Here is a 15,702-nt window from a genome sequence, read left to right on the forward strand (position 1 = left end):
TAAAACACCCATCCTGAAGTACCTTAACGCTCGGAAACCATACCATGAACGATCAATCCCGAACCTCATCCCGCACTGGTGGCCGCGCTGCGCGACGTGCTGCACGCGCCACCGCATTGCCCGAGCATTTGCGCCCAATCCGCCCCGGCATGGAAGGCGGAGTGCTAAATGTTCTGACCCAAGCCCAGATCGAACGCATCCACGAAACAGCCCTGACCGCCTTGGAAACCATCGGTTTGGCAGATGCCCCGCAAAGCGGCATCGACTATCTGGTTGGGGCTGGCTGCACACCGGGCGACGATGGTCGCATCCGATTTCCGCGCGCTTTGGTTGAAGATACGCTCGCAAAGGCCAACCGCTCGGTAACTCTTTACAGCCGAGACGGTAAAACCGATCTGGAGTTGTCGGGCACGAAGGTCCATTACGGCACGGCCGGTGCCGCAGTCAGTATGGTCGATGTGCATGGGCAGGAATATCGCGACTCGACCGTACAAGATCTGCACGACGCCGCGCGTATCTGTGAACAGCTCGAAAACATTCACTTTGTGCAACGTCCAATGGTCTGCCGAGATATTGCTGACAATCTGGAAATGGACCTGAACACAATTTACGCAGCCTGTTCAGGCACGTTTAAACATATTGGCACCTCATTTACCGAACCCAGTCATGTTGCTCCTGCGATGGAGATGATCCACATGATTGCTGGCGGCGAAGGTAAATATCGTGAACGACCATTTGTGTCGAATTCGAACTGTTTCGTTGTCCCGCCGATGAAATTCGCAACTGAAAGCTGCGAAGTGATGGAAGAATGCATTAAGGCCGGGATGCCAGTCCTGCTGCTTTCTGCCGGGATGGCCGGTGCTACCGCGCCCTCAACGATCGCCGGAGCAATTGCGCAAGCGACTGCCGAATGCCTTGCGGGACTGGTTTATGTCAATGCTGTAAGCCCCGGCGCTCCGGCGATTTTTGGGACTTGGCCCTTTGGTCTCGACCTTCGGACCGGTGCAATGTCCATTGGGTCCGGAGAGCAAGCCCTGCTGACCGCAGGTTGCGCCCAGATGCATCGTTTCTACGATTTGCCGGGCGGTGCCGCTGCCGGGGCGTCGGATTCGAAACTGCCCAATATGCAAGCGGGTTGGGAGCAGATGTGCTCAAACGTCATGGCGGGTCTCGCCGGTTTGAACATGGTGTACGAAGCTGCGGGCATGCACGCGTCATTGCTTGGGTTTTGTCATGAAAGCCTGATCTTGAGCGACGATTTGATCGGTCAGGCGCAGCGCTGCGTGCGCGGGATCGAGGTCACTGACGAAACGTTGGCATTGGATCAGATGGCACAGGTCTGTATGGGTGGGCCCGGTCACTATCTTGGTGTAGATGCAACGCTCAGCCGGATGCAGGCGGATTACGTTTATCCTACCTACGGCGACCGAACATCACCGAAAGAGTGGGCAGAACTTGGCAAACCCGACCTGCTTGAGAAGGCTGTCAAACGCAAGCAAGAGATTTTGGCCACGCCCTCTCCAGCCCGCTTTGACCCCTTGCTGGACGCTGAGATTCGCGAAGTATTTAACATCCACCTCGGCAAGTAACATACTGGAATAATGTCGTTCTTTCTGGCTGCCTTTGCTTCGGCAGTCAGCAATATGAGTCTATTCGTATCGCTGCGTGGGTCTACCTAGGAGCCAGGTTGGACGGCAAAAAGAAAGGGGGCCGAGGCCCCCTGTCAGTTTCGCCTTCCAGGCTCATTTCGTTGACCGCCCGGTATTTTTTTGCCTGCGGCCTGGACTGCGCATGGGACGAGCGCACCCGCCCCGTGAAAGAGTGGGAGGGAGCAAATATTCCGCCCCACCCTGTTCCCGGCCAACACGGGCATGTTGACCGAGTGGAGAAAGGCAACCCTGGTAAGTCTTGGCGCCTCTCTCTGTGTTCGTCGGGACCGGAAATCCATTGGAAACCCAGGTCCCTACACCCCGCCTGGCGGGGCGTTTGCCTTAGCTACACCCGCTGGTCGCCCCGCAGGTATTGCATTTCATACAGGTGCCGTTACGCACCAGCGTGTAGTTTCCGCATTCGCCGCAGGGGTCGCCTTCGTAGCCCTGCATCTTAGCCTTGGTGCGGGCGTCCATACTGGTCGTCACAGTTGTTTCCACGACGGACGCTTCGAATTGTGCAGCGGGTTCCGCCATGCCGCTCACTTCGGCCTGGCCACTGTTGAACACGACCAAGTCTTGCGGAAGGCGCTTTCTTAGGTATCCGGTTGAACTGATTTGTTTTAACACTTCCAAAGACTTGGACGCCGCACTTTCACTGATTTCCGACACGTTCGCACGGCCCTCTTCTTCGCCCCGGCCCAGATCGTCGAAGGTCGCTCCTTCGGGCTTCACATGGGCCAGATCGGTGCGGTCCAGATAGGACACGGCCAGTTCGCGGAAGATGTAATCAAGGATCGACGTCGCGTTCTTAATCGAGTCGTTGCCCTGCACCATCCCAGCTGGTTCGAACTTGGTGAAGGTAAAGGCGTCGACGAATTCCTCAAGCGGAACACCATATTGCAGGCCGACCGACACAGCGATGGCAAAGTTGTTCATCATCGCCCGGAAGCCAGCGCCTTCCTTGTGCATATCGATGAAGATCTCGCCCAGTTTGCCGTCTTCGAACTCGCCGGTGCGCAGATAGACCTTGTGTCCGCCAACGATCGCTTTTTGCGTGTACCCCTTGCGGCGGTGCGGCAGTTTCTCGCGATGACTGCGGATCATTTCTTTGACCACAACCTTCTCGATCACTTTCTCTGCCAGAACGACGGCTTTTTCCTGCGCCGATCCGCTTTCAAGAACTTCTGCTGCTTCGTCATCATCCTCGACCAGCGCCGCCGCCAGAGGTTGCGACAGTTTCGAGCCGTCACGATAAAGAGCGTTCGCCTTCACACCCAGCGACCAGCTAAGTTCATAAGCCTTCTGGCAATCCTCGATGGTCGCGTCATTGGGCATGTTGATCGTTTTCGAGATCGCGCCCGAGATAAAGCTTTGCGCCGCAGCCATCATTGTAATGTGGCTATCAACCCCAAGGAAACGTTTGCCTTTCTTGCCGCACGGGTTGGCGCAGTCGAAGATCGCGTAATGCTCCTCTTTCAGGTGCGGTGCGCCTTCCAGCGTCATGGTTCCGCAGACATGGTCGTTGGCCGCGTCGATATCCGCCTTACTGAAGCCAAGATGACGCAGCAAATCGAAGGTAGGGTCGTTCAGCTTGGTCGCCGGAATGCCCAGAACACCGGTGCAGAAATCCTCTCCCAATGTCCACTGATTGAAGACAAACCGGATGTCGAATGCGCTTTCCAGTGCGGCGTCTACCTTGGCCAGTTCGCTTGGACCAAAACCGTGACCGGTTAGCGACGTGTGGTTGACGCCCGGCGCGTTGCCGATTGTACCGTGGCCGACCGCGTAACCTACGATCTCTTCAATTTGAGACGAGGAGTAGCCCAGCTTTTCCAGCGCCGAAGGCACCGAACGGTTGATGATCTTAAAATACCCGCCACCGGCCAGTTTCTTAAACTTTACCAGAGCGAAGTCCGGTTCGATCCCAGTCGTGTCACAATCCATCACCAGACCGATGGTGCCGGTCGGTGCGATCACGGTGGCCTGCGCGTTGCGATAGCCGTTCTTTTCACCCAGGCTCAGCGCCTCATCCCAAGCCGACATGGCTAACTCGACCAGCCGCTTATCCGGACAGTTGCCATGATCCAAAGGCACGGGCTTAACGGCGAGCTTCTCATAACCCTCGGTCACGCCCTGCGCCGCGCGGCGGTGATTGCGAATCACGCGCAGCATGTGGTCGGCGTTGCGCTTGTACCCTTTGAACGCGCCCAGCTCCCCGGCGATTTCAGCCGACGTCGCATAGGCCACACCCGTCATAATGGCAGTCAGCGCGCCACAGATCGCCCGCCCCTCATCCGAGTCATAGCTGTAGCCCATGTTCATCAGCAAACCGCCGATATTGGCATAGCCCAGACCCAGCGTGCGGAAGTCATAGGACAACTGCGCGATCTCCCTTGACGGGAACTGCGCCATTGTCACCGAGATTTCCAGCGTCAGCGTCCAGAGACGCGAGGCGTGCATATAATCCTCCGCCTGGAATTCACCATCCTTCAGAAAGGTCAGCAGGTTCATCGACGCCAGGTTACAAGCCGTGTCGTCGAGGAACATGTACTCCGAGCACGGGTTTGATCCGCGAATCTCGCCATCTTCGGGACATGTGTGCCATTCGTTGACGGTGTCGTGGAATTGAATGCCCGGATCGGCGCAAGCCCAGGCCGCGTGTCCGACCTTTTCCCACAGATCGCGAGCCTTAACAGTCTTGGCCACCTTACCATCGGTGCGGTTTATCAGTTCCCAATCGGCGTCTTTCTCGACCGCTGTCAGGAACGCATTGGTCACACGGATCGAGTTGTTCGAGTTCTGACCCGAGACCGAGCTATAGGCCTCGGAATCCCAGTCTGTATCGTATGTTGGGAATTCGATACTGTCATGCCCCTGCCTAGCATAATCTAGCACACGTTTAACGTATGTCTCTGGAATTGCGACTTTTTTGGCCTCGCGAATGGCCTTCTTCAATGCCGAATTCTTTTGGGGGTCATACGCGTCATCCTGCGCACCATCCCACGCGCGGATGGCCTCGAAAATGCCGTTCAGCATCTTTTCGTGCATCTTAGATCCGGCAACGATCGAGGCCACCTTCTGTTCTTCGATCACCTTCCATTCGATGAATTGTTCGATGTCAGGGTGATCCGCATCGACGATCACCATCTTTGCTGCTCGACGGGTTGTGCCGCCTGATTTGATCGCGCCAGCGGCGCGGTCGCCGATCTTGAGAAAGCCCATAAGGCCCGAGGACTTGCCGCCACCCGACAGCGCCTCACCTTCTGCACGCAGGTGGCTGAAGTTGGTTCCGGTGCCCGAGCCATATTTGAAAAGGCGGGCCTCGCGCACCCACAGATCCATGATGCCACCTTCATTCACCAGATCATCACCAACAGACTGGATGAAGCACGCGTGTGGCTGCGGATGTTCGTAGGCGGATTTCGACTTGGTCAGTTTGCCAGTCTTGTAGTCGACATAGTGGTGCCCCTGCGCAGGGCCGTCGATGCCATACGCCCAATGGAGACCAGTGTTGAACCATTGCGGCGAGTTCGGCGCAGCGCGCTGCGTCGCCAGCATGTAACGCATCTCGTCAAAGTAAGCGCGCGCGTCTTCCTCGGTCGAGAAATAGCCACCTTTCCAACCCCAATAGGCCCAAGCGCCGGCCAGACGGTCGAATACTTGCTTCGAAGACGTCTCACCGCCGAATTCTGCTCCCTCAGCGGGAACCGAGCGCCATAGGAACTCGGGTACGTCCTTTTCTTTGACCTTCTTCAGCTTACTGGGAACGCCCGCCTTACGGAAATACTTCTGCGCAATCACGTCGCTTGCGACTTGGCTCCACTCTGCGGGAACTTCGATTTCTTCCAGGCGGAAAACAATTGTTCCATCCGGGTTACGGATTTCGGACGTCGCTGTGACAAAGTCCAGATTTGCGTATGCGTCCTGCCCCGACTTAGTGAATTTTCTGTCAATCTTCATGTCCGCCGCCCTAGATTCAATCAACTTTTCCGTTTGCGTCAGGCGCGCCTGCGCAACCCGAACGCCGTGCCAGACAAGATTGGGCGCGGCTGGCCAAGCACCGCCTACGGCAACGTAATACCGCCGACGCGGCTGCACGATAAATTGATGTGCTTTCCGGCCCTCGCCCTGTGCTTTCTTCTAGTTTTCCTACTAGATTTAGTAGCACCTCTCTCGGCCCATACAACTTGACGTATTCGGCCATAGATCGTCAACGGCATTTTTCAGCGATTTTTGAAATCTTTTGTATTGACCCAAAAGTTACAGCAACCGCGGTTTTTGGCCGACACCGATTCCTCCACAGGGTCATCTAGGGTCCGCAGAACCGTCTTGAGCTTTGACGCAGCAAAATTAGCTGTTTTTCTCTACACAGTTACGAGCACTTTATAAACTCACGATATGGTGGATGGGTTCAGAAAGAATCAGGGCCCTTCACCGACCGCACCAGTCAGGAGGCAGCATGATCGAGGCAGTGAGTCAAAAGGATGATGGGCGATGAAGGTACTAAGGTTGTTTCCAGTACTGACCCTGATCGTGGCTTGCACACAACAAATCGCCCCCACCCCTACAAAAAGCGCACAGTTCGAATCCTATCCTGAACGTCTTTTCACAACCTTCGAAACCGAGTGTGATGGCCTAGCCGAGCAGTTCGAAAAAATCGGGAATCGGGTTTTCGAATGTCAGGAACTGTTACCGCCCGAGACCACAGCGTTTCTGATTCTCAACTACGACGGTTATCCGCAGGATCTGCCGAAAAGTGTGATGCGCATGACATCAACAAAAAACGCGTCGGGCTACCGTGTGGATGCCGAACTGTATTTTAATGTGCCGCAGAAAAAAGGCCCTGCTGTAAAAGTCCCTGTGGAAAGCAAGGCTTTGGACGCGGCTATTGGTGCCCTGTTTCAAAGAATGGGTGGAACACCAACGTAGTAATAGAAGTGGTCGGGGCGGCAGGATTCGAACCTACGACCCCCTGTACCCAAAACAATGGGCGCAAACCATTTTAGGAAATAATTTCAAAAGTTTGACGAACGGCCCTTCGATTCTGCCTCACTTTTCTCTAGCCGAATTCGCGATCCTAGACACTTCTTCGCTGGAAGCACACTACTTGATTCTTAGAGTATTCTTGAATCCAAGAAAAAATTGCCGCCCGAGTCTCCCGCTCACCCGGTCTTTGTCATGGAGAGATTCTGAGTCGGGAATGTACAAGCAGTAAGTATTTACAGGCTGACTTACCTATTAGTTTCGAAACACTGCCTAAGAAGACTGAAAAGCTTAGGCCAAGTGCCTTGCAAAGCTCCCTCGAGAACTTGGTTTTGCCGATACCAGGAGAACCAACCAAAAGCGTCGGTCGGAACCGGATGACATCGGATCCCATTCCCCAACTCAATTCGATGTCATGAGCAATACCGTCGACGGCCCGCTTGCAGTGCGGAAAACTTGTCGGCAGCAAGCGAACTTTCTCAAGGTGTTCCGGAACTTTGAGGCGCGCGAACTGGCCACTCCATTCAACCAACTCCTGGATGTGTTTTGGCATTTCGTTTTTGAGATTGCGCGGCAGGTAGTCAAAGTCGCTTTGACCGATGAGGCAACGTGCGTCGAGCTTATTTGAATCTTCGTCAGACTCACCATCCTCTGCCGACGTCGTCTGGTAGTTTTTGACAAGCAATTTAGCGACCTGGTGCCACACATCCATGCTGGGCATCTGGTTGATTGCATCGGCTGCGAAAGATGTTGGGATCGGGTCGTTTTCTTTCAGTTTGTCGATCTCGGTTTGTCGCCAGTCTGTGTCGTCTGAAACGGTATACATAGATGCTTCAGCGCCCCTGCTTTTGATGACCTTGAACGCGTTTTCGGGTGGCTGCTGGTCGATAATGCGCGCCTTGAGTTCGTCCCATTCACGCTTGTCTCCAACAACTTCGACAGCGCGGCGAACAACGTCCTGAAACTCCCAGTCGAACCCCGAGAGCCGCCTGACTTCTGCGTCTTCCCATTTCCGTCTCTTGAGTACCATTTCTACAGTCCTTTGGAGACGCAACACGGGCACCGATGACCGATTGCCGTCCAAGCAATTTGACCCAAATAGCCGCAATTTTGACACCGGAGCGGATCATCCAGCAGGTGTTGGATGTTGAATCTCGGCTTCGACTTGCCAGTGTTGTCCGCCATGCGATGCATGCACCAGCAGCACATGTTGACGATCCAGGCATCGAGGATTTGCGTCCGGCAGCTGTTTCCGCACCACTCGCAACTGCGATTGGCCTCAGTGATCGCGGTCACAATGTCCGAATCCTGGTAGCCGTCGGTGTTTGCGCGGCTGTAGTAGATACGCAGCTCGCCAAACTTTTGCTTGATCTGATGAACCTCGGGAGCATGCCTTTTTTGCCCAATCGCGCGCTTCTTGACGCGCTCAAGCGCTTCTTCGACGATCCGGATCCAGCCCTGGCACTCCTTTCCGAGTTCGCTGACTACGCCGTTATGGATATCATCCCAATCAATCACGGACATATCTACCTCCCGTTTCTTGCCGACAGGGGCGATTTAGCCATGTGTTCACAGATTGCTTCCGCTACCAACTCTCGGAACATAGACCACCAGAGACTTGGTTCCGCTACGCGCAGGTGCCGTTTGAATTCCTGGTTGTCTTGATGGTGGGCTACGCTTCTAGGAAGCCAATTGAATTCATGCTGAGACTTACTTTCCGACACAAGAAATTCCTCCTTTGAAAATGGTAGGAGGGGTCGGAATCGAACCGACTCGTGCACTCTAATCTGGAGCTATCACAGGGGTATAAGCCCCGCCCGCATACCAATGCTGCCTCCCACGGGTTTCGCGTTGACTATCGACCTCAGGTCGATATTCGGTGGCAGATGATGCGTGCGTTTGACATACGCTAAGGCTGGTCCAATTCCTGCGCCCACGTCAAGACGGAAACTGAAGCGCCAAGTGAGATTATTTATAGATGATTGAAAATAATCAATTATTTCCATTAACATTCTACGAATGCGCAGTTTGAGTACCAGCTCACATGACTTCGCTAGGTGAAGAATCGACCGATCCTGATGCTCGCGTTGTTCATGCTTGGAGCGTCAGGTAAAAACGCCCTGAGAACGCTTGATGCGAGTGACTTTTGTTGGTTCAGCAGTCTCAGGAACAAGATTTAGAACAACGAAAGCGAGCCTGCTTGCCAAGGCTTGGATGGCTTGAGAGTCCTCCATCAAAAATAAGATGAAAAAGTCATGCGTCGTCTTTTTCATAGAATTCCTTTCGAACCCTTTTCTGATATTCAATGTCATGAACAAGAATTGCGCAGATCTTGGTCGTATCTAAGAATACCTTTTCAATCTCTTCGTCTGTAGCCGCTTTCGGCTCTTCAGGCAGACTTCGCCATGTCAGCCAACATACTGCTAAACCAAATACACCGATGCCGACGGCGAAGATTGAAATAATCTGATCAGGCTCCATTCGCTCATTTTACCATAGCTATCCTGAGTGGAGAAAGAATTTGCGTACGAACAGCCCAAAGCCGACCTTCAAATCCGAACTTTGCAGTTACTATGTTGCGTGACCAGGCCGCCGGTTTTATCAGCGCAACTTGGTTCCGGCACCGCTATTCTGGCAACCCTGCACGATGAAGCGCCTCAAAGTAGCGTTCAGCGCCTTCAGAGCCGCCATAGTCCACGTTGCCCCGCCACTTCGAGATCGTTTCATCAGGTTTCATTTGCAGCATCTGCGCCAACGCCGCAGACGCTTTATCAGGTTCCCCAAGCATTGCGTGAGCGGCGGCCCTTGTGCTGTGGAGTGCGGCATAGTTCTTTGAGAAGCGCAAACCAGCCTCTGCGTAGGCGATAGCATCATGGTCTCGACCAAGCATTACGCAAGAGGTGGCGGCACCCCCGGAAGCACCCACGAAAACGGCTCCATATCGGCCCAACCGAAGCGCCGTCTGAAAGCAACTCAATGCCATTTTAGGAAACCCGGCCCAGTTGTATCCCCAACCCATAAACAAATGCAGGCGGGCATCTAATGGCGCTCGTTGCCGGATTTGCTCCAGCGCCACTGAAAGTCGATCCGCGTCCCCGTCAACGTTGTAGTCAGCCACGGCAACACTCAGATCAAGCGTCGGGCTTTGCCCTGCCATCTGTCGTCCGACCTCAATCCAGCGTGGCAATTTCTCATAGTAGGATGACAGCTCGCGACGAAGATCATAGGTTCTCGCGCCATTCATTGTCCAAATAGCCTCGGCATAGGCGGCAGCGAGGGTTGGTTTGGCTTCGATGGCTCTGGCGTGATACGATAACGTTTCTTCGTAGCTGTCGATGCTGGCATCCGACCAAGCGATCATGCCCATAAGGACGCATTGCTCAGCGGTCAATTCGTCCTCTGGCAAAGCGGAGAGCTTTGCGGTCTCAGACTGAATCAAGAGTCCACCAACGGCGTCCAACAGCTTTTCTACGACTTCGTCCTGCCAATCGAAGATGTCTTCTATCAAGCCATCGAACTTCTGAGTCCAGATTTCAGAACCAGAAGGGTCATTTAAGCGGGCCTCCAAGCGCAATCGTTCACCGTGTCCACGTAGCATGCCACGAAGTGCATACCCCTCTGATGGTATTGTGGAAGTTATCGCCGCGTTTAACCAGTTGATCGTTTGAAAATAAGACCCGAAATCTGAAGTGAGGGCGGCGGCCATTTCTTGTAATTCAGTGCGTAGGTCGCTGCACGTGACAGGATGAATGGAGAGCTTTGGCAAGCTCGTCTCGGCGAAGGAATTCGAGCTTTGCCATGCGCCCAGGTGTGGCCCATCGTAAATCCACACATCCAGGCTGCGCTGGATGTTCTTGAGCTTCTTTTTCCCAACTGCTTTGAAAGCGTCTGCAAGAGTGTGTTCAAGATTCAAGTGTACGGGTTCAGAAATTGCGATGCCACCGGTTGGCGCAATACTCTCAAGCCGTGCGGCAATGTTTACACCGTCACCCAGGATGTCATCACCTTTTTCTGTGATGTCACCCACATGAACACCGATCCGCATGTTCATTAACGTGTGTTCAGCCAACTGCTCTTGCAGCTGCATTGCTGCGGTTACAGCTTGCGCCGCGCTGTCAAATTGCACCAGCCAACCATCGCCCATGCTCTTTACGACACGACCTGATTGGCCTGCTATCGTTGGGGTGACGATGTCGCTTTCCAGGTTATCAAGCATTAGAATTGTAGCTTGCTCATCTTTGTGCATAAGCGCCGAATACCCAACGACATCCGCAGCTAGTATTGCCGCCAACCTTCGTTGCAACTGTTGACTCTTGTCCGACATGCGTTCGACGATAGATGATGCGGCTCTCTACTCCAACTGCCTGAAAACGAGGGTCGCTCAGGGCTCTTTGCTGAAGTTCTCCGCCCTTGGCATCAGCGACAGTTCCAGCCCAAAGCAGACATGCCACAGCAACACACGGGACGGGAACTGCCGTTCTTTGCAGTTGCAAAGTCATTCATGGGAAACTCAAAAAGCGGCCATTCAGGTTCAGTATGACGATCTCGACGATCCCGCGGCCGCACCTATGTCACCGAAGCGCCCAGTAGAACGGTTAGTCCACCGTAGCGTCTGTTCAGCGAAGAAAAATCGACGTCACCTCAGTTTTAATAACGCCAAACAAAGCCTTAGATAGTACAGGAGAGACATCAACGTTTACGGATAAGCAGAGGGCGTTGCACCTCACAAACGCACCTTAATCTGTATTTCGGGCAGTGCGAAAAGCGATCATGGTTAAGTCATCCAAACGTTCTTCATTCGTACTATAATCTTGAAAAGCGCTGTGAATAGCCGACAATAGATCTGCCGAACAAGACCACTCTTCCTGTTCAAATACAGATACAATTCTCTGAAAACCAAAAGCTAAACGTTTTTCTCCACCTAATTGGTCAATCAACCCATCAGTTGAAATAAAAAAATCTGTGATTTGATCCATTTGAACTTCGTGCTCCAAGTATTTTGGACCAATTGGAGTATCCGCATACCCAATGCTCAGCTTATCACCTCGGATTCGGTCAATGCCGGTCTTGGATTTGACCAAAAGAGACATGTGGGCACCTGCAAACGTCGCTACCCCTTTTGCTGAATCGATCTGGCATATCGCAGCGTCCATGCCGTCGTTGGAGGTCCCGTTTTCAGTATCCTGGTTTAGAAGTGAACGCGTCAAATCGCTCAACTTGGACAGCGCCAGCGACGGGCTAAGCGTTTCATTTTCGAAGTAGAGCCGCTCGAGTGTAGCGATTGCCAACATGGTCATGAAGCCTCCGGGAACGCCATGTCCAGTGCAATCAATTACGGCGAGCGTCGTAATTGGGCCGTCCGCTTTGATCCAGTAGATATCCCCACCAACCAAATCGCGTGGTTCCCATATGACAGCGAAATCAGCAAAGGCTTCCTCGCACTGGCTTGTCGTAGGCAACAAACCCTGCTGAATTCGCGTGGCATAGTTTACGCTTGCGACGATCTGGTGGTGCGCCTCGCGGATTTCATTGACACGTTCAACCTCCCGATCCAACATTGAGTTATAGCTTTGAACAACCTTGCCAATCTCATCTTCCGACTCGTATGGGACAATTTGAGGGTCATCGTATCGCTCGAACCTTTCAATGGCTTTCAACATTTGGCCGAGAGGTCTGTTGATGAGCCATAAAAATGCAGCAGCGCCTGCTAAGATGAGTGCAAATCCCCCGAGCATTCCAAGAAGGACCACAACCCCCACTTCTGTCCTTAACTCATCGTTCAGGATCTCCTGATCAATTCGGACCAACATCGTGGCTGGCCCTGCGGCCGTCGGAACAGAAACGACGACGTCTAGACCAGATTTTTTTATCTTGTCGCATCCAATAGCAGGCCAGGAAACCAGAGATTCCGAGCTTCGCTCTAACCTCTGTTCAGCGCAAATAATGTAAGGAAAACCCGAATAGACGGCGAGCAGACTCGTTGCTTGCGCAAAATTCCCTACTTCAACCAATTCAGCCAATGGGCGTGCTATACGATTGGCAATCGTTGCAACCTCTGCGGCAACCTGATCCGTTTGAGCTTTCTTTTTAAATTCATAGTAAAAAAGAAGCACAATGGCATTTAACACGCCTCCGAGCAGGAGGGTCGCCAGAATATGCTTTAGAAATATTCGGCGCTTCAAGAATGTCCAGAGTTTACGCACTAAATGCCTCTATAGTGTCCGGCATCTAGTTCCCGATGTTCTTCATCGCGGCCTGAAGAGCGCCACGATTGTTGACGATCATCTGCACAACTTTGTAGTCCCCGGAAACTTCCCGCACAAGAAAGTCTGCCGTCACAGTGTCGCCATCTTCGGTTATCATTTCAGAGCAGACGAAATAGTCATTTCCCGCAAGAAGAACCATGGGATGAACATTCGCAGGGTAAACGGTTTCAAACGCGTTGGTTGTCGTGTCCAGATACGTGTAAGAACCGTCGACCATCACCCCATCGACATGCGAAATCATGGCGGATTGGAGCTTTGCCTTGACCTCAGTTGGAATGTCGGCCGCTGTAGCCGGGTTGGACGATATTACTACGGCGACCACACACAATAGCCTAATCACATTAACCTCCCCACTTACAACACTGCACAATTGATACACTAAAAATGCATAAATGTGTATCTTATGATATTAAGACCTGAATTGAACTTGGTGCCACCCAAGCATGACCAAGGGGAACAGATGCTTGCAAGCGAAGTCTACGAACTACGCGCCAACCTGCGCCGACAAGGCGTTGTCTTTGCATACAGTGGTTATGTAACCGAAGGTATTCTCAGTGGTGTTGGCGATGCGTTAAAGCAGAAATTAGTGTCTGAAGATGCTGACACCAAAACTCTCCGAAGCGTTTTCGCTGTTTTTGTAGAGCAAATGCAGAACATCATCAGATATTCAGTTGAACGGCTACCAGCCGAAGGTGAGACCGAGGTGTTGGACATAAGTTACGGCATCGTGACTATCGGCAACGAGGCCGACGGCTATGTCGTTCATGCGGGCAATCTGATCCTTTTGAGTGACGTAGATAACATGCGAAAACGACTTTCCGAACTACGCGCCATGAATCGTGAGGAACTTAGGGCTGCGTACAAAGGCCAACTCCGGTCAGAAACTGACGCCGTCAGCAATAGTGCAGGTATCGGGTTAATTGAAATTGCGCGCCGAGCGTCAAAGCCAATCGAGTTTGATTTTATGCGGATTGACGATCAGCACGCATTCTTCGCACTCAAAGCGACGGTTTAAGAGGGTACGAATGCAGAAAATTGATATCCCGGCAACAAACCGCACCCCGGCCGTGGCGTTCGATTTTGACGTTGGCCACCTCAAACTGATTGGGGAATCCTACCCTGAGGATGTTACGACATTCTACAACCCGTTGTTTGATGCTTTGAAAAGTTGGTTGTCGGATGGTTCAGTATCCAAATGTCGTTTTGACTTTGAACTCATCTATTTCAATTCGTCCAGCGCCAAGGCCATCATGATGATCATGGAGCTTTTGGATTCCGCTGCTGAGGCGGGGAATAGCGTTGACGTCTATTGGTTTCACGACCCCGAAGACGAGACCATGGAAGAACTTGGGGAGGAGTTTGGGGAAGACCTGAAACATGCCAAGTTCACACTGGAAAAGTTGTTGGATCGATGACTATCGACGATCTCTTTGTTCGCGAGAATGAGGCTTTGGAAGTCGCGGAAGCAGCTTTAAACAGTGGACAATTTCCGAATGATGAAACACGCAAATCAATTGAAAACCTTGTCGGAGAATACAGAAAGCTGCTCAGAACCACGCGGCGCATGATGCGATTGAGTGATCGTAACGAGCGGGAACTGAATGCACTAGCCGAAAAACAGCGCATCGCCGCCGAAGAGGTTACCCAAAAAAACCAAGAGCTTGAGGCATTGTCAGGAAAGCTTGCCAAATACTTATCGCCTCAAGTCTACAACTCGATCTTTTCCGGTCGCCAAGAAGTTAAACTCGCGAGTAAGCGAAAAAAGCTGACAGTGTTTTTCTCGGACGTCGCCGGCTTCACAGAGCTTACGGATCAGATGGAGTCGGAAGATTTAACAGAACTCCTGAACAGCTACCTGACCGAAATGGCGGAAGTCGCTCTGAACCACGGTGCGACGATAGATAAGTTTATCGGCGACGCAATCCTTGTCTTCTTTGGAGATCCGGAGACTAAAGGGGTGCGGGAAGATGCTTTGACATGCGTGAGAATGGCAATTGCAATGCGAGACAAGTTGACAGAGTTGCGGGCAAAATGGAGCCGTCATGGAATAAGACAACATTTACAATGCCGTATAGGTATCAATACAGGCTTTTGTACGGTTGGGAATTTTGGAAGTGACGACCGAATGGATTACACTATTATCGGCGGCGCTGTAAACGTGGCATCAAGGTTGGAGCATCAGGCCGAGGAAGGAGAGATTTACATCTCGTACGAAACCTGGGCGCACGTGAACCACGAAATAGAGACCGAAGAAGTTGGAGCTATCCAAGTCAAGGGCGTGGCTCAACCTGTCATGACATACCGCGTCTTGGGTCAAAAGAAATCGAGACCGCGCGCAGAAAAAGTAGTATATGAAAACCCGAACTTTCAAATGGTGTTGGACCCGAGCTCGATGACACCAGAAGAACGCGCCGCAAGCTTAGAGATACTTACGACGGCGCTTGCTTCACTCCGCAAAAACGAACACTGAGGTCTCGCAGCCAGTGTTTGGACGTGTCTCGGCAAATTCCCACGAATACTCAAGAATTGTTCCATGCTGTGGACAAGGTCAGTTTTGTTCATAGATCTGAACTAGATGAAACTGCTTCAAGGGTAGCTTCGCCCGCGGACTGTGAGCTCACCCAACCCAAAACATTGCTCTTGCAGCGGACGGCTGCAATGCGATCTGCGACCACAGAATAAAGACCTACCCTTGGATGTCAAAAGAGAGCTGTTCGCCAAAATTTGCAAAGCCCGCTTTCTGCGCATAGCCGCTGTTGGAACTGATCGCAGAGAAAGCCCAATATTATTCTTCCTAGTAA

The 15,702-nt window shown here is 52.5% G+C and carries 12 protein-coding genes; 5 read left to right on the forward strand and 7 right to left on the reverse strand.

Annotated features, from left to right (window positions below):
* Positions 1-44 precede the first annotated feature (44 nt).
* Complete coding sequence (locus AC2FIT_RS00265) at positions 45-1,589, forward strand: trimethylamine methyltransferase family protein (RefSeq protein WP_496825567.1); 1,545 nt, start codon at positions 45-47, stop codon at positions 1,587-1,589.
* A 402-nt stretch (positions 1,590-1,991) separates the two neighbouring features.
* Here AC2FIT_RS00265 and AC2FIT_RS00270 read toward each other — a convergent pair whose 3' ends face one another.
* Positions 1,992-5,612, reverse strand: coding sequence for a vitamin B12-dependent ribonucleotide reductase (locus AC2FIT_RS00270; protein ID WP_496825569.1), 3,621 nt, complete (start codon positions 5,610-5,612; stop codon positions 1,992-1,994).
* A 534-nt stretch (positions 5,613-6,146) separates the two neighbouring features.
* On the opposite strand from AC2FIT_RS00270, the gene AC2FIT_RS00275 reads away from it, so the two are divergent.
* On the forward strand, positions 6,147-6,581 hold the full coding sequence (locus tag AC2FIT_RS00275; protein WP_496825571.1) for a hypothetical protein: 435 nt from the start codon (positions 6,147-6,149) through the stop codon (positions 6,579-6,581).
* 247 nt (positions 6,582-6,828) lie between these two features.
* On the opposite strand, the gene AC2FIT_RS00280 is transcribed toward AC2FIT_RS00275, so the two are convergent.
* The 6 genes from AC2FIT_RS00280 to AC2FIT_RS00305 all read right to left on the reverse strand — a co-directional run bounded on the left by AC2FIT_RS00280 (position 6,829) and on the right by AC2FIT_RS00305 (position 13,241).
* Positions 6,829-7,665, reverse strand: coding sequence for a hypothetical protein (locus AC2FIT_RS00280; protein WP_496825573.1), 837 nt, complete (start codon positions 7,663-7,665; stop codon positions 6,829-6,831).
* Positions 7,666-7,667: 2 nt separating this feature from the next.
* Entirely contained in the window at positions 7,668-8,159 is a 492-nt protein-coding gene (locus AC2FIT_RS00285; protein ID WP_496825575.1) for a hypothetical protein, read from the reverse strand.
* Positions 8,160-8,888: 729 nt separating this feature from the next.
* A complete protein-coding gene (locus AC2FIT_RS00290) occupies positions 8,889-9,116 on the reverse strand; it encodes a hypothetical protein (protein WP_496825577.1) in 228 nt (75 codons plus the stop codon).
* A gap of 145 nt (positions 9,117-9,261) precedes the next feature.
* Positions 9,262-10,959 (reverse strand): adenylate/guanylate cyclase domain-containing protein, encoded by a 1,698-nt coding sequence (locus AC2FIT_RS00295; protein ID WP_496825578.1) that lies wholly within the window; start codon positions 10,957-10,959, stop codon positions 9,262-9,264.
* A 412-nt stretch (positions 10,960-11,371) separates the two neighbouring features.
* Positions 11,372-12,838, reverse strand: a complete 1,467-nt coding sequence (locus AC2FIT_RS00300) for a SpoIIE family protein phosphatase (protein WP_496825580.1) — start codon at positions 12,836-12,838, stop codon at positions 11,372-11,374.
* A gap of 25 nt (positions 12,839-12,863) precedes the next feature.
* Positions 12,864-13,241, reverse strand: coding sequence for a hypothetical protein (locus tag AC2FIT_RS00305; protein ID WP_496686294.1), 378 nt, complete (start codon positions 13,239-13,241; stop codon positions 12,864-12,866).
* Between the two features lie 120 nt (positions 13,242-13,361).
* Between AC2FIT_RS00305 and AC2FIT_RS00310 the strand changes: the two genes are divergently transcribed.
* From AC2FIT_RS00310 to AC2FIT_RS00320, 3 genes are read left to right on the forward strand one after another with little or no spacing between them, the layout of a single operon-like run.
* Positions 13,362-13,916, forward strand: a complete 555-nt coding sequence (locus AC2FIT_RS00310; protein ID WP_496825583.1) for a SiaB family protein kinase — start codon at positions 13,362-13,364, stop codon at positions 13,914-13,916.
* Positions 13,917-13,926: 10 nt separating this feature from the next.
* Complete coding sequence (locus AC2FIT_RS00315; RefSeq protein WP_496825585.1) at positions 13,927-14,316, forward strand: DUF1987 domain-containing protein; 390 nt, start codon at positions 13,927-13,929, stop codon at positions 14,314-14,316.
* Positions 14,313-15,371: an adenylate/guanylate cyclase domain-containing protein gene (locus AC2FIT_RS00320; protein ID WP_496825587.1), complete on the forward strand. Its 1,059-nt coding sequence runs from the start codon at positions 14,313-14,315 to the stop codon at positions 15,369-15,371. The genes AC2FIT_RS00315 and AC2FIT_RS00320 overlap by 4 nt, the downstream gene beginning before the upstream one ends.
* Positions 15,372-15,702: the final 331 nt, after the last annotated feature.

The organism is Ruegeria sp. YTSA135, assembly GCF_059610165.1.

Excerpts from the sequence above, each read along its gene's own strand:
- AC2FIT_RS00265 (WP_496825567.1), top strand. The coding sequence starts at position 45 with ATGAACGATCAATCCCGAACCTCATCCCGCACTGGTGGCCGCGCTGCG.
- AC2FIT_RS00280 (WP_496825573.1), bottom strand. The coding sequence starts at position 7,665 with ATGGTACTCAAGAGACGGAAATGGGAAGACGCAGAAGTCAGGCGGCTC.
- AC2FIT_RS00320 (WP_496825587.1), top strand. The coding sequence starts at position 14,313 with ATGACTATCGACGATCTCTTTGTTCGCGAGAATGAGGCTTTGGAAGTC.
- AC2FIT_RS00295 (WP_496825578.1), bottom strand. The coding sequence starts at position 10,959 with ATGTCGGACAAGAGTCAACAGTTGCAACGAAGGTTGGCGGCAATACTA.
- AC2FIT_RS00290 (WP_496825577.1), bottom strand. The coding sequence starts at position 9,116 with ATGGAGCCTGATCAGATTATTTCAATCTTCGCCGTCGGCATCGGTGTA.
- AC2FIT_RS00275 (WP_496825571.1), top strand. The coding sequence starts at position 6,147 with ATGAAGGTACTAAGGTTGTTTCCAGTACTGACCCTGATCGTGGCTTGC.
- AC2FIT_RS00310 (WP_496825583.1), top strand. The coding sequence starts at position 13,362 with ATGCTTGCAAGCGAAGTCTACGAACTACGCGCCAACCTGCGCCGACAA.
- AC2FIT_RS00315 (WP_496825585.1), top strand. The coding sequence starts at position 13,927 with ATGCAGAAAATTGATATCCCGGCAACAAACCGCACCCCGGCCGTGGCG.
- AC2FIT_RS00270 (WP_496825569.1), bottom strand. The coding sequence starts at position 5,612 with ATGAAGATTGACAGAAAATTCACTAAGTCGGGGCAGGACGCATACGCA.
- AC2FIT_RS00285 (WP_496825575.1), bottom strand. The coding sequence starts at position 8,159 with ATGTCCGTGATTGATTGGGATGATATCCATAACGGCGTAGTCAGCGAA.